The organism is Streptomyces sp. NPDC002004 (assembly GCF_053593975.1).
This window is the reverse complement of record NZ_JBSFDP010000016.1, coordinates 125,137-150,239: the sequence shown is the minus strand read 5'-3', so window position 1 is coordinate 150,239 and position 25,103 is coordinate 125,137. Positions and strand designations below refer to the sequence as shown.

The window sequence follows — 25,103 nt, the reverse complement described above, 5'->3', positions numbered from 1 at the left end:
CGACGACTCGCTCGGCGCGCTCACCGCCTGGCGCGTCGGCGTCTACGCCGGGGCGGGGGGCGCCCGGGGGGGGCGGGGAGGGGGGGGGGCGGGCGCCCCCCCGCCGGCAGGGCGGGGCACGGGGGACCGGGTCCCCGCCGACGGGGGAGGGCCCGGCGCATTGGAAGCAAGGCTTCCGGGCGCCGGGCCCTTGGTCATGCCCTGCGGCCGAGGTGGAGCACCATCACCGTGACCGTGGTCCCGGTGATCTCGTACATGACGCGGTACGGGCCCATGCGCACGCCCGGACAGTCCGGTATCGATCACGCGAAGGGGTGAGCGTCACCGCGCCGTCGTACGCTGGAGACCCCCGGCCCGTGAGACGTGTCGGGCCGTTCGCGTTGTCCGCCTTCGCCTTCGCCGGGATGGAAGCCCCTTCATGAGCCTGCACGGTCTGCTGGACGCCGTACTCGAGGACGCGGCACTCGCCGAAGCGGTGAGGGCCGCCGCAGACGGCAACCGCCACCACGTCGACCTGGTCGGCCCCCCGGCGGCCCGCCCCTTCGCGGTGGCGGCCCTGGCCCGCGAGACCGGACGACCCGTGCTGGCCGTCACGGCCACCGGGCGGGAGGCCGAGGACCTCGCCGCCGCGCTGCGGTCCCTCCTGCCCCCGGACACCGTCGTCGACTACCCCTCCTGGGAAACCCTCCCGCACGAGCGGCTCTCCCCCCGCTCCGACACCGTCGGCCGCCGCCTGGCCGTTCTGCGCCGCCTCGCGCACCCCAGCACCGACGACCCCGAGACCGGCCCGGTCTCGGTCGTCGTCGCCCCGATCCGCTCGGTCCTCCAGCCCCAGGTCAAGGGCCTCGGGGACCTGGAGCCGGTGGCCCTGCGCCCGGGACGGCAGGCCGACCTGGAGGACGTGGTCCACGCGCTCGCCGCGGCGGCCTACTCGCGCGTCGAACTCGTCGAGAAGCGCGGAGAATTCGCGGTGCGCGGCGGCATCCTCGACGTCTTCCCGCCCACCGAGGAGCACCCGCTCCGCATTGAGTTCTGGGGCGACGACGTCGAGGAGATCCGCTACTTCAAGGTCGCCGACCAGCGCTCCCTCGAAGTCGCCGAACACGGTCTGTGGGCCCCGCCCTGCCGTGAGCTCCTGCTCACCGACCAGGTGCGCGCCCGCGCCGCCGACCTCGCCGAGCGCCACCCCGAGCTCGGCGAACTCCTCGGCAGGATCGCCGAGGGCATCGCGGTCGAGGGCATGGAGTCCCTCGCCCCGGTCCTCGTCGACGACATGGAGCTGCTGCTCGACGTGCTCCCCGCGGGCAGCATGGCCGTTGTCTGCGACCCGGAGCGGGTGCGCACCCGTGCGGCCGACCTCGTCGCCACCTCGCAGGAGTTCCTCCAGGCCTCCTGGGCGGCGACCGCGGGCGGGGGCGAGGCTCCCATCGACGTCGGCGCGGCCTCCCTGTGGTCCATCGCGGACGTCCGCGACCGGGCCCGCGAGCTGGGCGTGATGTGGTGGTCGGTGTCCCCGTTCGCCGCGGACGAGGCCCTGTCCCCGGAGGAGGCGGACACCCTCAAGCTGGGCATGCACGCCCCCGAGACCTACCGCGGCGACACCGCCCGGGCGCTCGCCGACACCAAGGGCTGGCTCGCCGACGGCTGGCGCACGGTCTACGTCACCGAGGGGCACGGCCCCGCCAGCCGCACCGTCGAGGTGCTCGGCGGGGAGGGCATCGCCGCCCGCCTGGACGCCGACCTCGACGGCCTCACCCCGTCCGTCGTCCACGTCTCCTGCGGCTCCATCGACTACGGCTTCGTCGACCCGGCGCTCAGGGTGGCGGTCCTGACGGAGACCGATCTGTCCGGGCAGAAGGCGGCCGGCCGGGACGGCCAGCGGATGCCCGCCCGCCGCCGCAAGACCATCGACCCGCTGACCCTGGAGGCGGGCGACTACATCGTCCACGAACAGCACGGCGTCGGCCGCTACATCGAGATGGTGCAGCGCACCGTCCAGGGCGCCACCCGCGAGTACCTCGTCGTGGAGTACGCCCCCGCCAAGCGCGGCCAGCCCGGCGACCGCCTCTACATCCCCACGGACCAGCTGGAGCAGATCACCAAGTACGTGGGCGGCGAGGCCCCCACCCTGCACCGCCTCGGCGGCGCCGACTGGACCAAGACGAAGGCGCGGGCGAAGAAGGCGGTCAAGGAGATCGCCGCCGACCTGATCAAGCTGTACAGCGCGCGGATGGCGGCGCCCGGCCACACCTTCGGTGCCGACACCCCCTGGCAGCGGGAGCTGGAGGACGCCTTCCCCTACGCGGAGACGCCCGACCAGCTGACCACCATCGCCGAGGTCAAGGAGGACATGGAGAAGTCGGTCCCCATGGACCGTCTGATCTGCGGTGACGTCGGCTACGGCAAGACGGAGATCGCGGTGCGCGCCGCCTTCAAGGCGGTCCAGGACGGCAAGCAGGTGGCGGTGCTGGTGCCCACCACCCTGCTCGTGCAGCAGCACTTCGGCACGTTCGGCGAGCGGTACGCGCAGTTCCCCGTGAACGTGCGCGCCCTGTCGCGCTTCCAGACCGACACCGAGGCGAAGGCGGTCCTGGAGGGACTGCGGGAGGGCTCGGTCGACGTCGTCATCGGCACGCACCGCCTGTTCTCGTCGGAGACCAAGTTCAAGGACCTGGGCCTCGTCATCGTCGACGAGGAGCAGCGGTTCGGCGTCGAGCACAAGGAGCAGCTGAAGAAGCTCCGTGCCAACGTCGACGTCCTCACCATGTCCGCGACGCCCATCCCCCGTACGCTCGAAATGGCCGTGACCGGCATCCGTGAGATGTCCACGATCACCACGCCCCCGGAGGAGCGCCACCCGGTCCTCACCTTCGTCGGCCCGTACGAGGAGAAGCAGATCGGCGCCGCCATCCGCCGTGAACTCCTGCGCGAGGGCCAGGTCTTCTACATCCACAACCGCGTCGAGTCCATCGACCGGGCGGCGGCGCGGCTGCGCGAGATCGTGCCCGAGGCGCGGATCGCGACCGCGCACGGGCAGATGTCCGAGACGGCACTCGAGCAGGTCGTCGTCGACTTCTGGGAGAAGAAGTTCGACGTCCTCGTCTCCACGACGATCGTCGAGTCCGGCATCGACATCTCCAACGCCAACACGCTCATCGTCGAGCGCGGCGACAACTTCGGCCTCAGCCAGCTCCATCAGCTGCGCGGCCGCGTCGGCCGGGGCCGGGAGCGCGGCTACGCCTACTTCCTCTACCCCCCGGAGAAGCCGCTCACGGAGACCGCCCACGAACGCCTCGCCACCATCGCTCAGCACACCGAGATGGGCGCGGGCATGTACGTGGCGATGAAGGACCTGGAGATCCGGGGCGCGGGCAACCTCCTCGGCGGCGAACAGTCCGGCCATATCGCGGGCGTTGGCTTCGACCTGTACGTGCGCATGGTCGGCGAGGCCGTCGCGGACTACCGGGCGTCGCTGGAGGGCGGGGCCGAGGAGGAGCCGCCGCTGGAGGTCAAGATCGAGCTGCCGGTCGACGCGCACGTCCCGCACGACTACGCGCCCGGCGAGCGGCTGCGCCTGCAGGCGTACCGCGCCATCGCCTCGGCGAACTCGGAGGACGACATCAGGTCGGTGCGCGAGGAGCTCACCGACCGCTACGGCAAGCTGCCGGAGCCCGTCGAGAACCTGCTGCTCGTGGCCGGTCTGCGGATGCTCTCGCGCGCGTGCGGCGTCGGTGAGATCGTCCTCCAGGGCAACAACATCCGTTTCGCCCCGGTGGAGTTGCGCGAGTCGCAGGAGCTGCGCCTCAAGCGGCTGTACGCGGGCTCCGTCATCAAGCCGGCGACCCACCAGGTTCTGGTGCCGCGCCCGAAGACGGCGAAGGTGGGCGGCAAGCCGGTGACGGGACGCGAACTGCTCTCCTGGACGGGGGAGTTCCTCACCACGGTGCTGGGATCGTGACGGCGACCGTGGCTGCGAGGTGCCGGCGAGGTCGACCGGGACGGTGAGGGCCGCGGGGGCGTGGTCCCTCCGGGGACGGCTCAGGCCACCGGGCGGATGCGTCCCCCGGTGGTCTCGGCGATCGAGGCGGCGAGCCGGTCGCGCACGGAGATCTGTGCGGCGATGCGCGCGTCGATGACGGCGAGCCGTTCCAACGCCACGCGCAGGGTGCGGTCGGTCGGCGCACCGGCGGCGACGTCCCCGTCGAGGCAGGGCAGGAACACGCGGACGTCGTCGAGGGTGAGGCCCGCGTCCAGCAGACGGCGGATGTTGCGGACCCGGACGACGGCCGACGCGCCGAACTCCCGGTAGCCGTTGGCGGCGCGTTCGGCGGTGATCAGGTCCGCCTGCTCGTAGTGGCGCAGGGCGCGCGGGCTCACCCCGGTCGCCTCGGCCAGCTCCCCGATGCGCATGCCCGCCTCCCCCGTCCTGTCGTCCGCCCCCGGATGTCCGGGACGCGCGGCGAGTCCGACGGACCCCGGTGCGCGCCCGGACCGGTCATGTCCGCGGGACTCGCCGGATCCCGGCGCCGCCACGATCTTCACGCGACCAGCGCCCCGCCGTCCACCGCGAGGACCACACCGGTGACGAACGAGGCCTCGCCGGAGGTGAGGTGCACGATCGTCCACGCCACGTCGTCCGGCTCCCCGATCCGTCCGAGCGGCGTGTGCGCGAGCTGCCACGTCCGCAGCGCAGCCTGCCGCTCCGGTGAGAGACCCATGTGCTCGCCGATGGGCGTGTCCACGGCGCCGGGGGCGACCGCGACGACCCGGATGCCGCGTGGCGCCAGCTCCACGGCCCAGCTGCGGGTGAACACGTCGAGCGCGGCCTTGCTCGCCGCGTACACGGCGCTGCCGGGCCAGGCGCGCTGCCCGACCGTCGTGCTGACGTTGACGATCACGCCGCTGCTCTCGGCCAGCGCCGGCAGCGCGGCCTGGGCGAGCAGCGCGGGGGCGATCAGATTGGTCGCGAGCACGGGGCCGAAGACTTCCCGTGTGTAGGTGCCGAGGGCGCCGCCCCGGACGATGCCAGCGTTGTTGACGAGCACGTCCAGTCGCCCGAACCGGTCGAGGGCCGCGTCGACGACGCGCCGGGGGCCGTCGTCGGCGGTGACGTCGGCGACGAGCGGGGTGATGGTGCCGTTCGCTCCGGAGTGCGGGGTGTCTGCCCCGGCGTACGGCGTACGGCTTCCGGCGTATGCGTCCGTCGTCCCGGCGAGCGGGTCCGGCCTGCGTCCGACGGCGATGACGTGTGCTCCCCGCGCGGCGAACGCGCGGGCCGTGGCCCGGCCGATGCCCGTCCCGGCGCCGGTGACGACGACGACCCGGCCGTCGTGGTGGTCCTGTGACACGGATGCGGTGCTGGTGCTGTCCATGCACGGGATGGTGCGACCCTGCCGCCTGCGTCAAGGTCAAGTGGGCCGAGGCGAGCCGATGTTGCGCGTCGGACCGGACGGTGTGCGGGGCAGGTGCGTGTCGCGCATCGAGCGGGGGCCGCCGGGGGTCGGCCCGTTGTCTCGCGTCCGCTCGGCCCCGGTGGGTCCGCAGGCTCCCTCGGTGCGTCGCCGCCCCTCCGCGGTCACCCCTCCGGCGCCCTGAACAGCATCCGCGTGAGGTCGAGGAACGCCGCCTCGGGGTCCCGGTCCGCGAGGCGGCCGTCCAGGTTGTGGCTCAGCAGCAGCGTGGCGAAGCCGTGCGCCAGGGACCAGGCGGCGACCCCGGCGAGCCGGTCGTCGCTGCCGCGGCCGGCCGTGGGGACCTCGCTCACGGCGGAGCGCAGCCGCTCGGCGGCGAGCGTCCGGGCGGTGGTGAGCTCGACGTCGTCCGCCCGGAGCAGCTCGGGCGCGAACATCACCTGGAAGTGCGCCGGGTGTTCGCGGGCGAAGCGCACGTAGCGGACGCCCGCCTCGCGCAGGTCCGCCGCCTCCCTGAGCGCGGCGGCCAGCAGTGCGTACCCCTCGGCGGCGATGACGGTGAGCAGCCCCGTGCGGTCCTTGAAGTGGTGGGCCGGGGCGGCGTGCGAGACACCCGCGCGCCGGGCGAGGTCGCGCAGACTCAGCGCGCCGGGCCCGTCGACGGCGATGACGTCCAGCGCGGCCGCGACGACGGCGCGGCGCAGGTCGCCGTGGTGGTACGGGCGCGAGGCGGGAGGGCGGTCGCCGGAACCGGCGCGCGAGCTGGTCATGGTCAGCAGACTACGCGGAATCTAGGCATTGACAAGTTCGAGGGGTGCGGGGCAATCTAGTCACTGGCAAGTTCAGTTCCGGCTGAGGGGTAGACGGCGGCGGAGGCTGCCGGACGAACGGACCGAACGGGAGGCGTCATGTCGGAGTCGGTGGGCGTGGGCGAGACGGTGAGCACGGCGCGGGAGGGCGGAGCCCCCGCACTCTCCGGGATCGAGCGGGGCCGGGTGCGCCAGCTGTGGCACCTGCTGGAACCGCTGCACGCGGTCGTGTACTACGCCCCGGAGTCCTTCGAGGAAGCGGCATCGCTCGGGTACGGGACGCAGGAGCGCTGGCCGAGCTACTTCCCCTACCGGGCGGCGCCGTTGGGCGCGGTGGGGGCGGAGCGTGTGGCGTCGGCCTTCTACAGCTTCAGCCCGAGGATGGTCGGGCAGTACATGGAGCAGGCATGGCGGACCGCCGGCCCGGCCGAGGTCCTGGCGGCCCGGGAGCGAGCCGTCGACCGGTTCTACCGCCGGCTCATCGGCGACCGGACCGACAGCCCGGAGATGGCGGAGGCCGCGGCCCTCGCACGGCGCGCCGCCGAGGCCGCCGGTACCGCGGGCCGCCCTCTGGCCGCGGCGAACGCCGAGCTCCAGTGGCCGCAGGCCCCGCACCTCCGGCTGTGGCACGCGGCCACGATCCTGCGCGAGCACCGGGGCGAAGGCCATCTCGCCGCACTCATGGCGGCAGGGCTGGACCCGGTCGAGTCGCTGGTCTCCTTCGCGGGCATAGGAGCCGCACCGGAAGGGACGTTCGCCAGTCGCGGCTGGTCGGAGCAGGAGTGGACGGCGGCACGCGAACGCCTAGTGGCCCGGGGCCTGCTGAACCCCGACGGCACCGCCACCGTGGAGGGCCGCGCCCTGCGCGAGACCGTCGAGCAGCGTACGGACGACCTTGCCGCCGCCCCCTGGGAGGCCATCGGTCCGGATGCCGTGGCCCGACTCTCCGAGCTGCTGGGCGAGTTCTGGGTGGCGGTCATCGGGTCGGGCATTCTGCCGTCCGGGACGACCCTGGGCATAGGCAGGGTCTGAGCGTCACACGCCGCGAACCTCAGCCCCCGACACCCCGATGCCCGGCTCCGCCGCGGCCCATTACCGTGGGTCCCCGGCATGAGTAGGGCAGGGGCTGGGGGAGGGGACGCAATGGTGTCGAAGGTGGGTACGGGGGTTGTGGTCGCCGCGCTGCTGATGGTGGGCGCCACCGGGTGCAAGAGCCCGGAGGCCGGCGGCTCTTCGACCGGGCACGGGGCGGCGGCGCCGGACGGGCACGCGGTCAGCCCCCTCAAGAACCCGGACGGAACCGGGCCGGGCCTCGCGCCCCTGACCAGCGAGGCCGACAAGGCCACGGCACGCAGGCTCATCGAGACCCTGCCGACGAAGGGGCGCGGGCCGAAGACGGGCTACGCCAGGGACAAGTTCGGCTACGCGTGGATGGACACCGCAGACGGCGTCCCGCTGGCGCACAACGGCTGCGACACGCGCAACGACCTGATGAAGCGCGACGGTCAGCAACTGCACTTCCGTTCCGGTTCCGACTGTGTGGTCGTCTCCATGACGCTGCGTGACCCCTACACCGGGACCATCATCGAGTGGCGCAAGCAGAAGGCCGCCGAGGTGCAGATCGACCATGTGGTGCCGCTCTCGTACAGCTGGCAGATGGGCTCCTCCCGCTGGCCGGAGAGCAAGCGCAAGCAACTGGCGAACGACGCGCTCAACCTGATCCCGGTCCAGGGCCGTGCCAACTCGGCCAAGGGGGACTCCGGCCCCGCGGCCTGGCTCCCGCCGAACGGGCGGATCCGGTGCGCCTACGCGGTCCGCTTCGCCCAGGTCGCCCATAAGTACGGGATTCCGGTGACCACGCCCGACCGGCAGATGATGCTGAAGCAGTGTGACGGCTGACGGGCGGCCGAGGACGCCCACGCGCGCTGCGTCCTCGTGGGGGTCCCGCCTGCGCGGCGCCCTCGCCGGGACCCCGTGTGGTGTGAGGCGCCCTTGCCGTGCGGGCCACGGCGTCGCGGTCGTAGGAGAGGAGGACTGCGACGCCGTGCTGCCGCCCGACCGCGGGCTTCCTCGCCGGGATCCCGTCTGCGCGGCGCCTCGTCGGGATCCCGGCGGACCGACCCCGGCGGCGGTCAGCCGGCGTCCGCGCGGACCGCGCTGACAAGCACCGTGGTGTAGTGCATCGTGAAGCTTCCGCCCATCACGTCGATGGCGGTCCCGACGCCCTCCAGCACCTCCGTCAGCTTGTCCGGCGGGAGCAGGGTGAGGCTGCCATGGGTGGGCATCTGGTCCAGCCATGCGTCGCGGGTGTAGGTCCACTCCCAGGTGGAGCTCCACCGCTCCGGTTCACCGAATCCGCCCGCTTTCCGGATTCCGTCGGCGGCCCCGTCGACCAGCTCCCGGTACCCGTCCGCGGTCTGTCCCGCCGCCATCCGGAGGGCGAAAGGCGAGTCGGGCATCACCCGTCGGAGGACCGCGGCGAAGGCGTCCGCCATGTCGGGCGGAAGGCGGAAGGCGTTCCAGAACGCCGCCAGCAGACCGCCGGGCCGCAACGCCCGCGCCGCCTTGGCCGCTCCGGCGGCCGGGTCGATCCAGTGCCAGGCCTGACCGGCGACGATCGCGTCGAATTCCCGTCCGGCCGGCTCCCAGGCCTCGAATGTCGCTGTATCGACCTCGATCCCGAACTGCCGTGCCACCTCGGCCATCCGTGCGTCGGGCTCGACGCCGAGCACTCGGCAGCCCGCCGCCCGGAACTGCCGGGCTGCGATACCGGTGCCACAGCCGACATCGAGGACGTCGCGCCCGGGGGCGGCGTCGACGATCCGGTCCATCAGGGCGTCGGGGTAGCGGGGACGGGCCCGGTCGTAGCGCTCGGCGTCGGAGCCGAACGACTGGGCCACCTCCTGGTGTTGACGTATCGCGGGCTGGTCGGAGCCTGCGCGCTCCGGCGGTAAAGTGGGCATGTGCCCACTATGAGTGGGCACATGCCCACTCGTCAAGGAGCGGGTTCGTGAAGGAGGAAGGAGTCGTCGTGCCGACAGGGGTGGCCATCCGTGACGCGCGCGAGCAACTGTTCGATGCGGCCGAGCGCGTTCTGCTCCGGGACGGGCCGAGCGCACTGACCAGCCGGGCGGTCACCGTCGAGGCCGGCTGTGCCAAGGGTGTTCTGCACCGGCACTTCGCCGACTTCGACGCCTTCCTCGCCGAGTTGGTGGGCGACCGCATCGACCGGATCGACACCCGGGCGGCGGCCCTGCGCGACGCCGCCGGGACCGGCACCGTCGCCGACCATCTCGCCAGTGCGCTGACCGGCCTGTTCGAGTCCGTGGCCGTGGCGATCGTCGCGCTCATCACCTCGCGGGACGCCTTGCGTGCCCGGCTGCGCCGGACCACGCCGACCGGCGTTCCGGTCCTCTCGGAGGCCACCGCCATGATCGCCTCGTATCTCGCCGCCGAGCGTGAGCTGGGCCGTATCGCGGCGGATGCCGACATCGACACACTCGCGCCCACGCTGGTCGGGGCCGGACACCTGCTCTTCGCCGGCCGTCAGGACGCCCCGCCCGAGGCCGCGGCCGTCCACAAGGTCGTGTCGGCGGTCGTCGCGGGGGTGGTGCAGGAACCGCCGCGGTGAGCCGGCCGGTGCCGGACTCCCGCTCGGGCGTGTGCGGTTGCGGAGACCGAAAGGATTTCACCCAATGAAGAGAGGGTGCGCCGCAGCGTCGCGTTGTTCGTCCTCGCCGCGCTTGCGTCGACGCTGACGATCAATCAGGCAATGGCCTATGGGGCGGATCTCGGCCGCGTCGAGCTGCCCGGCTTCAGCCTGAGCCCGATGGCGGCATGGTTCACCGACCCGCACCGGGGCAAGCTGCCGCACCAGCAGTCGGGCACGGCCGCCGGCCACCGCCACCATGTGCAGGCGAAGGTCACGGAGGTTGCGCCTGCGCTGAGGGGCCTGCGCTGAGGGGCCACGCCGGCCCGAGCCCGTACGCGGCGACGCGCGGCGCTCGGCGCGTGGTCGCGAGCGCCGCTGTGCAGCGGGTGCCGTCCGAGCGGTCAGCCGTGCTGCGACCCGCTCGCGTCCGTCTTCCCCTTCAGCGACGCGACCACCCGGGCCGCCAGCTTCTTCGCGGTCGCGGCGCCGTTGTCGTGGCCGTCCGTGGAGAGCACGCTGACGACGGCGGTGCCCGCGCGGGCCGCGATCAGCGTCGTGCCGTTCTGCCAGGCGCCGTCGGTGAGCGTGATGGTGTACGCGGCGTCCCCGAGGCCGGGCGTGGCCCTGCCGGACACCGTCACCTTGCTGTGGGTGTCGGAGTCGGTGAAGCCCGGGCACGCCGTGACGATCCTCTCCACGGCCTTCAGCACGTCCGCCGAGGTGGTGCCGCGGTACACGTCGATCTCCTGGGCGATCTCCTCGGAGGTGTTCTTGTCGACGTAGGCGCTCTGCGCGAACGACACCCCGGCCACACCGGTGAGGTCGATCCAGCCCGTGCCGTCGAGCCCGCTGCAGTCCGGCTTGGCGGCGCTCCTGGTGGCCGGCGACTGGTAGGTGCCGCCGGTGTCCCGGGTCCCGTCGGTGTCGACGGTGAACCCGGACGGGAAGAACGACGCGGGCGCCAGGGCCTTCTTCAGCTGCGTACCCGTCGGCAGACCGGTGTTGGGGTCCTTGGCGCGGGTGGGCGTCGCGGCCGTGGCGGAGCCGTCGGAGGAGTCGGAGGAACCGGCGGAGCAGGCGGCCAGGGCGAGCGGGAGTGCCGCCGCGGCGAGCACCTTGACGGCACGGGACGGGAGACGCATCGGAGTCCTTCGGAAGTCGTGCGGAGTGCCGCGGTGGGGCCGGGTGCCTCCGGGAGACCGGAGGGGTCCACCGGGCCCGGGCGGCGGCCCGGATGATCGGCGAGCCTGCGCGGACTCTATGGCGTCCCGGTCACGTACAGGTCTCCGTCCGCCGAAGTCCGGTCAAAGCGCCGTCACCACCTGAAGCTTTGCTGCACCTTGGGTGAAACTTGTGATGCTCAAGGGGCGGGGTTTCCCGATCAAGGTGACGGGGTCGGTTACGGTGCGATCCGCTCCGGGCGCCGAGGGGAGGCGCACCACCGCATCGTGCGGGTGGTCGCGCAGGCGGGCGCCGTTGCCGGGGGCCTCGACCGGGCCGTTGCCGGAGCCCACGTCGTCCTGGACCGGTGCGCTGACGCCGCCGTGTCTTCCGAGTGCTTGGGGGTGGGGATGTCCCGTCATCGGATGTCGAAGAGGGGCCGCTACGTCGCGTGGGCGACGGCGGGTGCCGCCGTACTGGCGGGTGCCGGGATCGCGGCGACGAACTCCCTGGCCACGACCACGAGCTGGCCCGCGGCCACCGTCTACACGGGCCGTGCCTTCGACACCTGCACCGCGCCCTCCCTGTCCGCCATGAAGGCCTGGCACACCGGGTTCTACGGCGCCGCAGCGGTCTACGTCGGTGGCAAGAACCGCGGCTGCGCCCAGCCGAACCTCACCGCGTCCTGGGTGAAGTCCGTCAGCACGCTCGGGTTCAAGCTCGTCCCGATCTACGTCGCCGCCCAGCCGTCCTGCCAGACCGGCTCCAGCCCCGAGGTGATCGACCCGGGCACCGCCGCGTCGCAGGGTGCAGCCGACGGCGCGGACGCGGTGGCGAAGGCCTCCGCCCTCGGCATGAAGGCGGGCAGCGCGCTCTACCTCGACATGGAGCCGTACGACCTGACCGACACGAACTGCGACAACGCGACGCTGACGTATGTGCGCGGCTGGCAGAAGGCCGTCCACGCGAAGTACTACCGCACCGGCTTCTACGGGTTCAGCAGCTCCAGCGCCAAGGCCGTCGCCGAGGCGACCGACCGGACGAACCTGCCGGGCAACCTCTGGTACGCCAAGTGGGACAAGGTCAACACCACGACCAGCGACTGGCCGTGGAACCCCTCCCTCTACACCGGGCGCCACCGCGCCCACCAGTACATGGTCAACAGCAAGGAGTCCCGAGGCGGTTACACCATCACCGTCGACCGCGACGCCTGGGACGCGCCCGTCGCCGTCGTCGGCTGAGAGGGGGCGGCCCGGCGCCGCCCGGTCGGAGGGCAGCCCCAAACAGCCTGTTGCAGCGCTCGTGCGAGGTCGTCCTCGCGGTCGGCAGGCCCGAGGTCACCGCGGCCGTGCAGACCGCGCCCCGGTACCGGAAGGTCGGGTTCGTCCTCGTCGACGGGGCGGGCAGGGGCACCCACGCCGGGAACGTCACCGTCACGCACACCGGCGACGGGCTGCGCACCGAGGCCGCCGGGGCCGTCGAACGGGAACCGGACGCACGCGGCCAGCCGATCACGGACCCGCGCCGGGACGGGGCGCGGGGCCCCTCGCACGCCGAGCAAGCACGCGGTCACGGACGTGTGTCCCAACGGTGAGCTCCCGGCACAAGTGCCGCGCCACCGGAACCCCGGCGAATCGTTGGTCGAATGGGTGGCCGAGATCAGGGCCACTGCCTACCATCGATCACCGCAAGACTTTGTGCACCGTCGCACAATCGCCGGGAGGCCACCTTGCACCGCCTGCTCCGCCAGCACAGCGGCCGTCGCGGCCGTCGCCCGTCGCTCACCGTCTCCGCGGCCGCCGTGCTCCTCGCGGCCGCCCCGCTGCTGACCGCCTGCGGCGGTGCCGCACACCCCGGCGCCGCGGCCGTGGTGGGCGGCCAACGGATCACCGTCGCACAGCTGGAGGGCCGGGTCGACGAGATCCGGAACGCCCAGCGGTCCGCCGCGCCGGACGACCAGCAGTACGCGCAGGCCATCGCCAAATCCGGCGGACTCACCCGCACCACCCTGCAGACGCTGGTTCTCGACCGCGTGCTGCACCGCGCGGCCGGCGACGCGGGGGTGACCACCACGCCCAAGGAGCTCCAGGAGTTCCGCGCCGGCTACGAACGGCAGGCCGGCGGGGCGAAGGCCCTCGAGGCGACCTGGCTCCAGCAGTACAACGTCGCCCCGGGCCGCCTCGACGAGAGTCTGCGCAGCGAGCTGGAGGCACGCAAGCTCGCCCAGCGCCTCGGCGCCGACATGAACACGACGGCGGGCTCGGCCGTCTTCTGGAAGGCACTCGCACAGGCCTCCAAGAAGCTCCACGTCGACCTGAACCCCCGCTACGGCGCCTGGGACGACGAGAAGAGCCGCCCCAAGGACGCGAAGACACCGTGGCTGCGGGACGTCTCGGCGCCCCAGCAGGCGTAGCCGCCGACGGGCGGTCGGGACTGTCGGCGAGGTGGGTTACGTTCGAGGGGTGAACGCTTCCGCCGATTGGCCCCCCGCCGTCCCGGCCCCGGGCTCCACCGTCCCTGGCCCCGGCCGGATCGTCCTGCTCACCACGAGCCACCGCGTCGCGCCAGGGCTGCTGTCCTGGCCGGCGTGGCAGGCACTGCGCGACGCCGACCGGGTGCTGTGCGCGGACGGCGCGCACCCCCAGCTGCCGTATCTGCGCGAGGCCGGTGTCGTGGTCGAGGAGGGCGCCCCGACCGCTCGGGAGCTGGTCGACGCCTGCGCCGGCGGGCGCACCGTGGTCGTCGTCGCCCTCGGCGAGGGCGAGCCCCGGCTCACCGACGGCCTCGCCCGGCTCGCCGGCTCCGGCCGCGAGACCATGCCGGAGCTGGAGCTGCTCCCCGGCTCGTACGACCTGCCGGGCGCCCGGATCCTCGACCTCGTGCAGGTCATGGACCGTATTCGCGCCGAGTGCCCCTGGTCCTCGAAGCAGACCCACAAGGGGCTCGCGAAGTACGCGATCGAGGAGGCCTACGAGCTGGTCGAGGCGATCGAGGACGGCGACCGCGACGAGCTTCGCGAGGAGCTGGGGGACGTGCTCCTCCAGGTCGTCTTCCACGCGCGCATCGCCGAGGAGGACCCCGACGAGCCCTTCTCCGTCGACGACGTCGCGGGCACCATCGTCGCGAAGCTCATCCACCGGCACCCGCATGTCTTCGGCGAGGACACCGCCGAGACCCCCGAGGACGTCAAGGAGCACTGGCTGCGCACCAAGGCGCAGGAGAAGCAGCGCGATTCGGTGACCGACGGCGTCCCGCTGGGACAGCCGGGGCTGGCCCTCGCCGCGAAACTCGCGTCCCGGGTGCGGACGGCGGGACTCGACGTGCCCCTGCCCCCCGGTCAGGGGGTCGGCTACGAGCTGCTGGCGATGGCGGTGCGGGCCGAGCGGGAAGGCGTCGACCCGGAGGCGGCGCTGCGCGCGGCGGCCCGCGCCTACCGGGACGCCGTGGTGGCGGTCGAGAAGGGTTCCTCTTAGTACCGTTGGGGGGACGGCAGTTGGGGCGCGGCGGGGCGTGGGGGCGTGTGTGGACGGGGAGTTGAGGGAGCTGGCGGACGAGCTGGCGTCGGTGCTCGTCCGGACGGCGGGCACCGAGGGCTGGCTGGAGCAGCGCGACCACGTGGTGCGGCTGTTCCGCGGCATGCCGGAGAAGGCACAGGTCGAGCTGGCCGCCCGCTCGACGGCCCGGCCGCTGTCCAGCCGCAGCATCTCGCAGGCCGAACTGGAGACCGTCTGGCGGGCCCAACTGCGGAGCCTGCTGACGCGCAAGCCGCAGTCGGCCACCGTGCTGCGCAACGTCCTGACCCGTCTGACCGGCCGGGGGAAGGCCGCGCCGGACACCGAGCGGTCCGACGGCGCGCAGCGGTCCGCGGACGGGTCCGGGCCGGTACCCCGGGAAGTCCGGGACAGATATGAGCAGCTCGCCCAGAACATCGCGGGGCACCGCTTCCGGTACCACCTGCTGGACGCGCCCGTGATCTCGGACGCCGAGTTCGACAGGCTGCTGCGCACCCTGGAAGAGCTGGAGAAGAAGTACCCGGAGCTGAGCACCTCCGACTCCCCGAACGACAGGGGCGCCGCAGCCGCCGGGACCGCATCCGGGGCGACGCCCGGGACCCCCGTCCGCAACACCGTCTCCGGCGGCACCCACGGCCACGTCGTCCAGGCGGGCAGCATCGGTGCGGTCACCTTCCATGCCCAGTCGTACTACCAGGGCCTCCTCCCCGACCCCGGCACCTGGCCCCGCGCCGAGGACCTCGACCCGCTCGACCTCGGCGTCCGCCCCACCTGGCGCGTCAGCGGCCTTCCGCCGCTGCCCCCGTACGTCCCGCGCGACCGTGACGCCGTGCTGGGCCCGGCGGTGCGGGAGGCGCGGGCGCGTGGCGGGTTCGTGCTCGTGCTCGGAGCGCCGTACACGGGGAAGTCCCGCACGGCGCTGGAGGCCATGAGCGCGGAACTGGGCGGATTCCGGGTGTTCGCGCCCGCGCGCGGCGACGATCTGCGCGGGCTGCCCGCGCTGCTCCAGGGCCGTCCGGACCGGTACGCCCTGTGGCTCGACGACCTCGACGGACACCTCGGCGACGGGGGACTGGAACCACGGCTGCTGGCCCAGCTCACCGGCCGGGGCGTCGTCGTCCTGGCCACGATGAGCGACGACGCGTACGACGAGCAGCGCCACGAACCGCGGGGCCGCGTCCTCGACCACGCCCGGACCGTGGAGCTGGCGCGCGCATGGACCGCGGCGGAGCAGGACCGCCTGCGCGAGCGGGCGGCCGAGGCGTCCCATCCGGCCGGCGACCACCGGCTGGCTCGAGCGGACGGTTTCAGCAGGACGGAGGGCGTCGCCACCTACCTCGCCGTCGGCCCACTGCTGTGGCGCGAGTGGTGGCGCGCCCGCCATGCGGACCGGCACCCGCGCGGCCACGCCCTCGTCCGCGCCGCCCTCGACCTCGCCCGCTGCGGTCTCACCGGCGCCCTGCCGATGGACCTGCTCGAGGCGGTGCACCAGGAGTACCCGAAGACGGAAGCGGACGCGGACGTCATGGACGGCGAGCGCTACACCGATGCCCTCGCCTGGGCGACCGAACGCCGGTACGGCGGGCTGCGCCTTCTCGTCCCCGAGGACAACGACGCCCATGGCGTGGCGTACCGCCCCGCGCCCCTCCTCGTCGACGCCGCCGCCTCGTACGAGGAGCTGCCACCCGTGGACGCCCGGCTCCGGGAACTCGCCCTGGACGTCGCGCGCGACGACGAGGACACCTACGACGCCGCCGCCCTCGAACGGATCGCCTCCGGCGCCCGCGCCGCCCTCGAGGCGGCGGCCGACGCCGGCGACGCCACCGCCCTGCACCGGCTCGGCGCACTCGCCGAGACCCTGGGCGACGGCGAGGAGGCCGAGCGCTGGTTCCGGCGCGCCGTGGCCGCCGGGCAGACGCAGTCCGCGGTGCGGCTCGGCCGGATGCTCGCCGAGCGCGGCGCGGGCAAGGAGGCCGAGACCTTCCTGGAACTCGCCGCCGAGGCCGGGGACGGCGACGCGGCGACGTTGCTCGGCGCGCTGCTGCGCGACCGGTCCGTGCACTGGCTGACGAAGGCCGCACGGGCCGGGAACCCCGAGGCCGCCCAGCGGCTCGGCGACCTGCTGCTGGGTAGCGGCGACGAGGACGCGGCCTTCGGCTGCTACCAGCAGGCGGCGAACGCCCGGTACGCCCCGGTCGCGTTCGGCTTCGGCGCCCTGCACCGGCTCTGGAACGAGGCCGAGATCGCCGAGGTCTGGCTGCGCCGCGCCGCCGACGCGGGCGACGAACGCGCCGCCCACACGCTCAAGTTCGACCTGCGCCGGCCGATGGCCCCGGACGACGTGGTCGCGTTCTTCCGGGACGACGCCGAGGCGGGCGTCGGCCTCGACGCCGCCAACCTCGGCGTGCTCCTCGAAGCGCGGGGCCGTCTCGACGAGGCCAGGATCTGGTACCGCAAGGGATACGAGACGGGAGACGCGTACGGGGCCTTCCGGCTGGCCGAGCTGCTCCGGGGCGAGGGCGAGCGGGCCGAGGCCGAACAGTGGTACCGCAAGGCCGCCGGCCTCGGGCACGCCGGTGCCCGGCGGGCGCTCGGCGAACAGCCGGACGGGCCGGGCACGGCCGGGGAGTGAGCCGGAGGACGGCAGGGAGGGGGCCGTCGGGCGGGCGGGGCGCTCCGGGAGTGCGCCGGGGACGACGGGGATACGGCCGTCGAGCGGGCTGAGGATACGGTCGGGTGGTGACCGACAAGCCCGACGTCCCGGACAGCACGCCCCTCGCCGGACCCGCCCCCGGCGGCCCGGCCGCCGAAGCCGCCGGACCCGCCCCCGAACTCTTCAGCTGGGAGTTCGCCGCAGACCCCTATCCCGCCTACGCCTGGCTCCGCGAGCACGCGCCCGTGCACCGGACCCGGCTGCCCAGCGGAGTCGAGGCATGGCTGGTCACCCGGTACGCGGACGCCCGGCAGGCCCTGGCCGACCAGCGGCTCAGCAAGAACCCGGTGCACCACGACGAACCCGCGCACGCGAAGGGCAAGACGGGCATTCCGGGTGAACGCAAGGCCGAGCTGATGACGCATCTGCTCAACATCGACCCGCCGGACCACACCCGGCTGCGCCGCCTCGTGTCGAAGGCCTTCACGCCCGGCCGCGTCGCCGAGTTCGCCCCGCGTGTGCAGGAGCTGACCGACCGGCTCATCGACACGTTCGCCGAGCGGGGCGAGGCCGACCTCATCCACGAGTTCGCCTTCCCCCTTCCCATCTACGCCATCTGCGACATGCTGGGCGTCCCCCGCGAGGACCAGGACGACTTCCGTGACTGGGCGGGCATGATGATCCGGCACGGGGGAGGGCCCCGTGGCGGCGTCGCCCGGTCGGTCAAGAAGATGCGCGGCTACCTCGCCGAGCTCATCCACCGCAAGCGCACCGCCCCCGGCGACGACCTCATCTCGGGCCTCATCCGCGCCTCCGACCACGGCGAGCACCTGACCGAGAACGAGGCCGCGGCGATGGCCTTCATCCTCCTGTTCGCCGGCTTCGAGACCACGGTCAATCTGATCGGAAACGGGACGTACGCCCTGCTGCGCAACCCGGAGCAGCGCGCGCTGCTCCAGGCGTCCCTCGCCGCCGGTGAGACCGGTCTGCTCGCGACCGCCCTGGAGGAACTGCTGCGCTACGACGGGCCCGTCGAGCTCGCCACCTGGCGGTTCGCCACCGAGCCGCTCGCCATCGGCGGGCAGCGCATCGCGGCCGGCGACCCCGTGCTCGTCGTCCTCGCCGCCGCCGACCGTGACCCGGAGCGGTTCGGCGAGCCCGACACGCTCGACCTCGCCCGGCGCGACAACCAGCACCTCGGATACGGGCACGGCATCCACTACTGCCTCGGCGCGCCGCTGGCCCGGCTGGAGGGCCGGACCGCGCTCGCGACACTGCTGCGCCGGCTCCCGGATCTGCGTCTCGCCGCCGAACCGGACGACTTGAGATGGCGGGGCGGGCTCATCATGCGGGGGCTGCGCACGCTTCCGGTGGAGTTCACGCCGGAACCGGCCCGTTCGGTTCCCGACGGGGCCTGAGCTGTTGCATCCGCGGCTCCGGTGCGGTCGCCGGGCCCACGCGGCGCGGCGTCGGAGCCCTGCGTTCCGGACACTTCGGACCTCATGGAACTGACGCAGCGTCATAACTGTGATCTTCGCGTGATCTGCGCTGCATCGACTTGTGACACACGTTCGACTCCCGCTAGGTTCACCCCGACTCGGTGACCCACGGTCGCCGCTGTCGCCACAGCTCTCACGCGAAAGGCAACCGCATGCTCTCCGGGAACGGCCGCCATCGTCGCCCCCGTCAGGCTCCCGCTCTGGTCGTCGCGGCCGGAGTGACCGGCTCCGCCATCGCGATCCCGTTGCTCGGGGCCACCGGCGCACACGCCGCCGAGGTCACCACCTGGGACCGGCTCGCGGACTGTGAGAGCGGCGGCTCCTGGAGCGCGGACGACGGCAACGGCTACTACGGCGGACTCCAGTTCTCGCAGGAGATGTGGGAGCAGTACGGCGGTCTGGACTACGCGTCGCGCGCGGACCAGGCCAGCCGCTCGCAGCAGATAGCGGTCGCCGAGAAGGTCCTCGCCGATGTGGGTCCTAGCGCCTGGACCACCTGCGCGCCGCTCGTGGGGCTCACCCAGGGCGGAGCGGCGGCCAAGGTCGACACCGGTGTGCCGGACGGTGACCCGTCGGCGTCCGCGGACGAGGACGGCGGGGACCTGACGGAACCGCTGGGCATGTCGCCGGACGCGTCCGGTTCGTCCGACAGGACTGACAAGTCCTCCAGTGCGGGTAAGTCATCCGACTCCTCCGACTCATCCGATTCTTCTGAGTCGTCCAAGACATCCGACTCGTCGGATTCATCCAGCACGGGTACCGACGGTGCGGGAGAGAAGAGTCACGACGCCACCACGAAGTCGGACAAGTCCGGCGTCGACGAGGGCACTTCGAAGGACACGTCGGACGACCCGGGCGCCGGGTCCGGCCGGCACCGCGGCGATGCGGCCCAGGAGGACCCGGCCGGCACCCGCGCCGACGACTCCGCCGGCCGGCACGCCTCGCGCGGCGACGCCTCCCGTGGCGCCGACGGCGGCGCGTACACCGTGCGCGAGGGCGACAGCCTCTGGACCATCGCCGACGCCCATGACGTCGAGGGGGGTTGGAGCGCGCTGTACGCCGACAACAAGAAGACCGTCGGCTCCGATCCGGACCTCATCATCCCCGGTCAGAGCCTCGACCTCGGTCTGGGGGGCGACAAGGGCGACAAGGGTGCCGATGGCGACGCAACCCAGGACGAGACGTCGGACAAGTAGAGAACGGCGCCCGAATCGGACGGCGATTAGCGGCACTTCACGTTGAATGTCCGGTTTGGAAAAACTGAGAGATGGGTCTCAAGGGCCCTGATCCTCTTTGAAATTCGCCGGTTTACCTGCCTACGGTCGTGACCGCTCGCCGCAGCGGGCACCCAGGGCCGTCACGCCGAATCCTGCCGACGGCCGTGCGGGAACAGTCGTCGCGTCAAGCGCCGTAGGCAGGAGCGGGGGACCCAAGGTAGGTGCCGGGCCCGGGAGTTGAAAGACGATCCGGGAACGGCTTGGGGTGAAGTCGTGCGCATGGACGCACGGCCGGGCACTCACACGGCCCGAACCCGACAGCTCACCTCGTAGGCGTCGGTGAGGGGATCACTTCATGCTGCTTTCCGGCAAGGGCAAGCACCGCCGTCCGTCCAAGGCCACCCGCGTCGCCGCTCTCGTCGGCGTCACCGGCGTCGCCGTCGCCGCCCCGCTGGTGGCGGCCGGCTCGGCCTCCGCCGCCACCACCTCCGAGTGGGACGCGGTCGCGCAGTGCGAGTCCGGTGGCAACTGGGCCATCAACACCGGCAACGGCTACTACGGCGGTCTGCAGTTCTCCGCCTCCACCTGGTCCGCGTACGGCGGCAGCGCCTACGCGTCGACCGCCGACAAGGCCAGCAAGGAGCAGCAGATAGCCGTCGGCGAGAAGGTCCTCGCCGCCCAGGGCAAGGGTGCCTGGCCGAACTGCGGCACGGGCCTGTCCGGCGCCTCCCCGCAGCAGTCCGCCCCGGCTCCGGCCCCGAAGCCGAGTGCCCCGCACACCGACTCCCAGGCCGCCTCCCGCTCCCAGCAGCGCACCGCGCCGGTCCAGAAGACCGTGACCACCCCGACCGGCAAGAAGGTCAAGAAGGGTGACGGCGAGTACAAGGTGGTCAAGGGCGACACCCTCAGCTCGATCGCCGCGAAGAAGCACGTCGAGGGCGGCTGGCAGAAGCTGTTCCGTCTGAACAAGGACATCGTCGACGACGCCGACGTCATCTTCCCGGGCCAGCAGCTGCACCTCGGCTGATCCCAGGCCCCCCAGACCGCCTCGCCCCGGTGCGTGTTCCCCCGTACGCACCGGGGCGGGGCTCTTTTTGTTCCGTTCGAAAACAATTTGCTCCGGGTTTTTGTCCACGGGGCGGTCCGTCGGCTGGCCGATGCCCCGGAGCCGGTTAGGCTCATGTCGCGAGGCCCCTCCAGGCCCGCACCCCTTCGCGGGTCGAGCGGCCCGCGTACACGCGTCACATCCCAGAAGGAGATGCTCGTGCCGTCCATCGACGTCGTCGTAGCCCGGGAAATCCTCGACTCCCGAGGCAACCCCACGGTCGAGGTCGAGGTCGGCCTCGACGACGGCAGCACGGGTCGTGCCGCCGTTCCCTCCGGTGCGTCCACCGGTGCGTTCGAGGCCCTCGAGCTCCGTGACGGAGACGCCAACCGCTACGGCGGCAAGGGCGTCGAGAAGGCCGTCCTCGCCGTCATCGAGCAGATCGGCCCGGAGCTCGTCGGCTACGACGCCACCGAGCAGCGCCTGATCGACCAGGCGATGTTCGACCTCGACGCCACCCCGGACAAGTCCTCGCTCGGCGCCAACGCCATCCTCGGCGTCTCCCTGGCCGTCGCCCACGCCGCGTCCGAGGCCAGCGACCTCCCCCTGTTCCGCTACCTCGGCGGCCCGAACGCGCACCTGCTGCCCGTTCCGATGATGAACATCCTGAACGGCGGCTCGCACGCCGACTCCAACGTGGACATCCAGGAGTTCATGATCGCCCCGATCGGTGCGGAGTCCTTCTCCGAGGCCCTGCGCTGGGGCACGGAGGTCTACCACAAGCTCAAGGCCGTGCTGAAGCAGCGCGGGCTGTCCACCGGCCTCGGCGACGAGGGCGGCTTCGCCCCGAACCTGGGCTCCAACCGCGAGGCCCTCGACCTGATCATCGAGGCCATCAAGGAGGCCGGCTACACCCCCGGCGAGCAGATCGCCCTGGCGCTCGACGTCGCCGCGTCCGAGTTCTACAAGGACGGCGCGTACCTCTTCGAGGGCAAGGAGCGCTCCGCCGCCGAGATGACGGAGTACTACGCGGAGCTCGTCGCCGCCTACCCGCTCGTCTCCATCGAGGACCCGCTGTTCGAGGACGACTGGGCCGGCTGGAAGACCATCACCGACAAGCTCGGCGACAAGGTCCAGCTGGTCGGTGACGACCTGTTCGTCACCAACCCGGAGCGCCTGGCCCGCGGCATCGAGGAGGGCACCGCCAACGCCCTGCTCGTGAAGGTGAACCAGATCGGTTCGCTGACCGAGACCCTGGACGCCGTCGAGCTGGCCCAGCGCAACGGCTTCAAGTGCATGATGTCGCACCGCTCCGGCGAGACCGAGGACGTCACCATCGCCGACCTGGCCGTCGCGACCAACTGCGGCCAGATCAAGACCGGCGCCCCGGCCCGCTCCGAGCGCGTCGCCAAGTACAACCAGCTGCTGCGCATCGAGGAGATCCTCGACGACGCCGCGGTGTACGCCGGCCGCAGCGCCTTCCCGCGCTTCCGGAACCAGTAGGCACAGCCGGGGCTCCCGTGCCCGGCACGGGTGACAGCCCCGTCGTACGTACGTCCTCGCGCCCGGTCCCGTACCGTGTGCGGGGACGTACGCGCGTACGCCCCGATGGGCGCGTACCGGGACCGCATACAAGGGGAGGCGGGACACATGGCCGGGTCGTGCATTCCCGGGGGACGCCCCCCGGACCCCCGGCCGGAAGGGCGGGACGACGTGCCCGGCGCGCTCCGGCGAGGTGAGGTCCGGTGAGCGGCCGGGACCGGTTCTCCACCGCCACCCGGCTGCGACTGCTCGGTGAGCAGACCGCGGCCCGCGTCTACCGCTCCCAGACCAAACGGCAGGCCCGCCGCTCCCGGCTCACCGGCCGGGCCGCGATCCTCGTGCTGGTGTTCTGCTCGATGGTCGTCGCGATCGCCTATCCGATGCGCGAGTACGTCTCCCAGCGCGCCGAGATCGCCGATCTGCGCCGCCAGCAGGAGCGGGAGCGGCAGCGGGTCGAGGAACTGCGCGACGAGAAGGCCCGATGGCAGGACGATTCGTACGCGAGGCAGCGCATAAGGGACCGCCTGCACTACGTGATGCCGGGCGAGACCGGGTACACGGTGGTCGACCCCGAGGCGGCCCACCGCACCCGCACCACCCAGGGCGCGGCCGACCGGCCCTGGTACTCCAACGTCTGGGACGGCGTCGACAAGGCCGACCGCGCGGACCAGTGAACCCCATACGAACAAGAAAGACGCACTTCACGGCATGGAAACGCCCCCGCCCAGCACTCCGCGCACCGAGCCGACCGAGGCCGACGTCGAGGCCTTCCAACAGCAGCTCGGGCGGCCGCCGCGCGGGCTGCGCGCGATCGCACACCGGTGCCCGTGCGGGCAGCCCGACGTCGTCGAGACCGCCCCGCGGCTGCCGGACGGCACCCCCTTCCCGACGCTCTACTACCTGACGTGTCCGCGGGCCTCGTCCGCGATCGGCACGCTCGAGGCGGAGGGCGTCATGAAGGAGATGACGGAACGGCTCGCCACCGATCCCGAGCTCGCCGCCGCGTACCGCGCGGCGCACGAGGACTACGTCCGGCGCCGCGACGAGATCGAGGAGCTCAAGGGCTTCCCCAGCGCGGGGGGCATGCCCGACCGCGTGAAGTGCCTCCATGTGCTCGTGGCGCACTCCCTGGCCGCGGGTCCCGGCGTGAACCCCCTGGGCGACGAGGCCATCGCCCTGCTGCCCGAGTGGTGGGCCAAGGGCCCGTGCGTGACCCCGTGCGCCGAGTAGCCGGCCGCCCCCGCCCCTGAGCACCCAGCAAGGAGCCCCACCCATGACCCGCGTAGCCGCCGTCGACTGCGGCACCAATTCCATCCGTCTGCTCGTCGCCGACGTCGACGCCGCGACCGGTGAACTCGTCGAGCTCGACCGTCGTATGACGATCGTGCGGCTCGGCCAGGGCGTCGACAGGACGGGGCGGCTCGCCCCCGAGGCGCTGGAACGGACCTTCGCCGCGTGCCGCGAGTACGCGGCCGTGATCAAGGAGCACGGCGCGGAGCGGGTCCGCTTCGTGGCCACCTCGGCGTCGCGGGACGCCGAGAACCGGGACGAGTTCGTGGCGGGGGTGCTCGGCATCCTGGGTGTCGAGCCCGAGGTGGTCACCGGCGACCAGGAGGCCGAGTTCTCCTTCACCGGTGCCACGCGCGAACTGGCCGGGCGGGCCGACCTGGCGAGGCCCTACCTCGTCGTGGACATCGGCGGCGGCTCGACCGAGTTCGTCGTGGGCGACACCCGGGTGAACGCCGCGCGCTCCGTCGACATCGGCTGCGTACGGATGACCGAGCGGCACCTCGTGCACGACGGCGCGGTCACCGACCCGCCCACGCCCGATCAGATCCGCGCCGTCCGCGCGGACATCGAGGCCGCCCTCGACCTCGCCGAGGAGACGGTCCCGCTGCGCGAGGCGCACACGCTGGTCGGGCTCGCGGGCTCCGTCACCACGGTCGCCGCGATCGCGCTCGGCCTGGACGACTACGACAGCGACAGGATCCACCACGCCCGTGTCTCCCACGAGCGGGTCGCGGAGATCACCGGGGAGATGCTGCACTCCACGCACGAGCAGCGTGCGGCGTACCGGGTCATGCACCCGGGGCGGGTCGACGTGATCGGCGCGGGCGCGCTGATCCTTCTGTCGATCATGGAGCGGATCGGGGCCCGTGAGGTCGTCGTCAGCGAGCACGACATCCTCGACGGCATCGCGTTCAGCCTGGTCGAGGGTGACGGACGATAGGCGGCCCGCAGGGTCCCGACGACCCGGCCGAGGGGACCGGAAAAGCCCCTCGGCTGAGCGGGGCGCGCGGCGGATGAGCGCGCCGAAGTGCCTCGTGAGCGCGTCGCAGGAGGCCCCGTCGGAAAACTTCGTGAAGTTCTTCACAAGGATTTCGGCTCGGGAGGGCGAGGTTTTGCACCGTCAGGGCCCGCCGAAGCCTTCGATTGCTTCGCGGCACGGGGCGTTGAGGGGTTCCCCGTATGTTACGCGCGTGTGAAATCGACGAGTGGTCCAGCGGCCGGATGGGGCCGGAGAGGCTGTTCAAGCGGGGTCGGCAACGTTTCCGATTGCACCGTGGTTCCCCCCGGGGCCCATGACCTCCGTCACGTGGGC

General features: G+C 72.7%; 22 protein-coding genes and 1 riboswitch. Of the genes, 17 read left to right on the top strand and 5 right to left on the bottom strand.

Annotated features, from left to right (window positions below; genetic code table 11):
- Window positions 1-418: 418 nt before the first annotated feature.
- Complete coding sequence (gene mfd / locus ACWCP6_RS23540) at window positions 419-3,958, top strand: transcription-repair coupling factor (RefSeq protein WP_450934477.1); 3,540 nt, start codon at window positions 419-421, stop codon at window positions 3,956-3,958.
- An 80-nt stretch (window positions 3,959-4,038) separates the two neighbouring features.
- Here the strand turns inward: mfd and ACWCP6_RS23535 are convergent, their stop codons facing one another.
- The 3 genes from ACWCP6_RS23535 to ACWCP6_RS23525 form a co-directional block, all read right to left on the bottom strand.
- Entirely contained in the window at window positions 4,039-4,410 is a 372-nt protein-coding gene (locus ACWCP6_RS23535) for a MerR family transcriptional regulator (protein WP_450934476.1), read from the bottom strand.
- Window positions 4,411-4,538: 128 nt separating this feature from the next.
- Window positions 4,539-5,372, bottom strand: a complete 834-nt coding sequence (locus ACWCP6_RS23530; protein ID WP_450934475.1) for an SDR family NAD(P)-dependent oxidoreductase — start codon at window positions 5,370-5,372, stop codon at window positions 4,539-4,541.
- 203 nt (window positions 5,373-5,575) lie between these two features.
- On the bottom strand, window positions 5,576-6,181 hold the full coding sequence (locus tag ACWCP6_RS23525) for a TetR/AcrR family transcriptional regulator (protein WP_450934474.1): 606 nt from the start codon (window positions 6,179-6,181) through the stop codon (window positions 5,576-5,578).
- 138 nt (window positions 6,182-6,319) lie between these two features.
- Here ACWCP6_RS23525 and ACWCP6_RS23520 point away from each other — a divergent pair, with 138 nt between their 5' ends.
- Window positions 6,320-7,252: an SCO6745 family protein gene (locus tag ACWCP6_RS23520; protein ID WP_450934473.1), complete on the top strand. Its 933-nt coding sequence runs from the start codon at window positions 6,320-6,322 to the stop codon at window positions 7,250-7,252.
- Window positions 7,253-7,363: 111 nt separating this feature from the next.
- Complete coding sequence (locus ACWCP6_RS23515; protein ID WP_450934472.1) at window positions 7,364-8,119, top strand: HNH endonuclease family protein; 756 nt, start codon at window positions 7,364-7,366, stop codon at window positions 8,117-8,119.
- A 233-nt stretch (window positions 8,120-8,352) separates the two neighbouring features.
- Here ACWCP6_RS23515 and ACWCP6_RS23510 read toward each other — a convergent pair whose 3' ends face one another.
- Window positions 8,353-9,183: a class I SAM-dependent methyltransferase gene (locus ACWCP6_RS23510; protein WP_450934471.1), complete on the bottom strand. Its 831-nt coding sequence runs from the start codon at window positions 9,181-9,183 to the stop codon at window positions 8,353-8,355.
- A gap of 68 nt (window positions 9,184-9,251) precedes the next feature.
- On the opposite strand from ACWCP6_RS23510, the gene ACWCP6_RS23505 reads away from it, so the two are divergent.
- Both ACWCP6_RS23505 and ACWCP6_RS23500 read left to right on the top strand, forming a co-directional pair.
- Window positions 9,252-9,851, top strand: a complete 600-nt coding sequence (locus ACWCP6_RS23505; RefSeq protein WP_450934485.1) for a TetR/AcrR family transcriptional regulator — start codon at window positions 9,252-9,254, stop codon at window positions 9,849-9,851.
- A gap of 75 nt (window positions 9,852-9,926) precedes the next feature.
- On the top strand, window positions 9,927-10,181 hold the full coding sequence (locus ACWCP6_RS23500) for a hypothetical protein (RefSeq protein WP_450934470.1): 255 nt from the start codon (window positions 9,927-9,929) through the stop codon (window positions 10,179-10,181).
- Window positions 10,182-10,273: 92 nt separating this feature from the next.
- On the opposite strand, the gene ACWCP6_RS23495 is transcribed toward ACWCP6_RS23500, so the two are convergent.
- Window positions 10,274-11,014, bottom strand: coding sequence for a hypothetical protein (locus ACWCP6_RS23495; protein WP_450934469.1), 741 nt, complete (start codon window positions 11,012-11,014; stop codon window positions 10,274-10,276).
- 429 nt (window positions 11,015-11,443) lie between these two features.
- On the opposite strand from ACWCP6_RS23495, the gene ACWCP6_RS23490 reads away from it, so the two are divergent.
- The 12 genes from ACWCP6_RS23490 (at window position 11,444) to ACWCP6_RS23435 (ending at window position 24,731) form a co-directional block, all read left to right on the top strand.
- Window positions 11,444-12,274, top strand: a complete 831-nt coding sequence (locus tag ACWCP6_RS23490; protein ID WP_450934468.1) for a glycoside hydrolase domain-containing protein — start codon at window positions 11,444-11,446, stop codon at window positions 12,272-12,274.
- A 50-nt stretch (window positions 12,275-12,324) separates the two neighbouring features.
- Window positions 12,325-12,627 (top strand): hypothetical protein, encoded by a 303-nt coding sequence (locus ACWCP6_RS23485; protein WP_450934467.1) that lies wholly within the window; start codon window positions 12,325-12,327, stop codon window positions 12,625-12,627.
- 135 nt (window positions 12,628-12,762) lie between these two features.
- A complete protein-coding gene (locus ACWCP6_RS23480) occupies window positions 12,763-13,446 on the top strand; it encodes a SurA N-terminal domain-containing protein (RefSeq protein WP_450934466.1) in 684 nt (227 codons plus the stop codon).
- Between the two features lie 49 nt (window positions 13,447-13,495).
- Window positions 13,496-14,506: a nucleoside triphosphate pyrophosphohydrolase gene (locus tag ACWCP6_RS23475; protein ID WP_450934465.1), complete on the top strand. Its 1,011-nt coding sequence runs from the start codon at window positions 13,496-13,498 to the stop codon at window positions 14,504-14,506.
- 49 nt (window positions 14,507-14,555) lie between these two features.
- Complete coding sequence (locus ACWCP6_RS23470) at window positions 14,556-17,177, top strand: DNA ligase LigA-related protein (protein WP_450934464.1); 2,622 nt, start codon at window positions 14,556-14,558, stop codon at window positions 17,175-17,177.
- 107 nt (window positions 17,178-17,284) lie between these two features.
- Entirely contained in the window at window positions 17,285-18,616 is a 1,332-nt protein-coding gene (locus tag ACWCP6_RS23465) for a cytochrome P450 family protein (protein WP_450934463.1), read from the top strand.
- Window positions 18,617-18,849: 233 nt separating this feature from the next.
- Entirely contained in the window at window positions 18,850-19,893 is a 1,044-nt protein-coding gene (locus ACWCP6_RS23460; RefSeq protein WP_450934462.1) for a transglycosylase family protein, read from the top strand.
- Window positions 19,894-20,093: 200 nt separating this feature from the next.
- Window positions 20,094-20,265, top strand: a riboswitch (cyclic di-AMP (ydaO/yuaA leader).
- Between the two features lie 4 nt (window positions 20,266-20,269).
- Complete coding sequence (locus ACWCP6_RS23455) at window positions 20,270-20,941, top strand: transglycosylase family protein (RefSeq protein ID WP_450934461.1); 672 nt, start codon at window positions 20,270-20,272, stop codon at window positions 20,939-20,941.
- A gap of 237 nt (window positions 20,942-21,178) precedes the next feature.
- Window positions 21,179-22,462: a phosphopyruvate hydratase gene (gene eno, locus ACWCP6_RS23450; RefSeq protein WP_450934460.1), complete on the top strand. Its 1,284-nt coding sequence runs from the start codon at window positions 21,179-21,181 to the stop codon at window positions 22,460-22,462.
- A 242-nt stretch (window positions 22,463-22,704) separates the two neighbouring features.
- Window positions 22,705-23,175, top strand: a complete 471-nt coding sequence (locus ACWCP6_RS23445) for an FtsB family cell division protein (protein WP_450934459.1) — start codon at window positions 22,705-22,707, stop codon at window positions 23,173-23,175.
- 34 nt (window positions 23,176-23,209) lie between these two features.
- On the top strand, window positions 23,210-23,731 hold the full coding sequence (locus ACWCP6_RS23440; RefSeq protein WP_450934458.1) for a DUF501 domain-containing protein: 522 nt from the start codon (window positions 23,210-23,212) through the stop codon (window positions 23,729-23,731).
- A gap of 43 nt (window positions 23,732-23,774) precedes the next feature.
- Window positions 23,775-24,731, top strand: coding sequence for a Ppx/GppA phosphatase family protein (locus ACWCP6_RS23435; protein ID WP_450934457.1), 957 nt, complete (start codon window positions 23,775-23,777; stop codon window positions 24,729-24,731).
- The last annotated feature ends 372 nt before the right edge of the window (window positions 24,732-25,103 follow it).

Coding starts and splice junctions, on each gene's coding strand:
- mfd (WP_450934477.1), top strand. CDS start 419: ATGAGCCTGCACGGTCTGCTGGACGCCGTACTCGAGGACGCGGCACTC.
- ACWCP6_RS23535 (WP_450934476.1), bottom strand. CDS start 4,410: ATGCGCATCGGGGAGCTGGCCGAGGCGACCGGGGTGAGCCCGCGCGCC.
- ACWCP6_RS23530 (WP_450934475.1), bottom strand. CDS start 5,372: ATGGACAGCACCAGCACCGCATCCGTGTCACAGGACCACCACGACGGC.
- ACWCP6_RS23525 (WP_450934474.1), bottom strand. CDS start 6,181: ATGACCAGCTCGCGCGCCGGTTCCGGCGACCGCCCTCCCGCCTCGCGC.
- ACWCP6_RS23520 (WP_450934473.1), top strand. CDS start 6,320: ATGTCGGAGTCGGTGGGCGTGGGCGAGACGGTGAGCACGGCGCGGGAG.
- ACWCP6_RS23515 (WP_450934472.1), top strand. CDS start 7,364: ATGGTGTCGAAGGTGGGTACGGGGGTTGTGGTCGCCGCGCTGCTGATG.
- ACWCP6_RS23510 (WP_450934471.1), bottom strand. CDS start 9,183: ATGCCCACTTTACCGCCGGAGCGCGCAGGCTCCGACCAGCCCGCGATA.
- ACWCP6_RS23495 (WP_450934469.1), bottom strand. CDS start 11,014: ATGCGTCTCCCGTCCCGTGCCGTCAAGGTGCTCGCCGCGGCGGCACTC.
- ACWCP6_RS23490 (WP_450934468.1), top strand. CDS start 11,444: ATGTCCCGTCATCGGATGTCGAAGAGGGGCCGCTACGTCGCGTGGGCG.
- ACWCP6_RS23460 (WP_450934462.1), top strand. CDS start 18,850: ATGCTCTCCGGGAACGGCCGCCATCGTCGCCCCCGTCAGGCTCCCGCT.
- ACWCP6_RS23455 (WP_450934461.1), top strand. CDS start 20,270: ATGCTGCTTTCCGGCAAGGGCAAGCACCGCCGTCCGTCCAAGGCCACC.
- ACWCP6_RS23440 (WP_450934458.1), top strand. CDS start 23,210: ATGGAAACGCCCCCGCCCAGCACTCCGCGCACCGAGCCGACCGAGGCC.
- ACWCP6_RS23435 (WP_450934457.1), top strand. CDS start 23,775: ATGACCCGCGTAGCCGCCGTCGACTGCGGCACCAATTCCATCCGTCTG.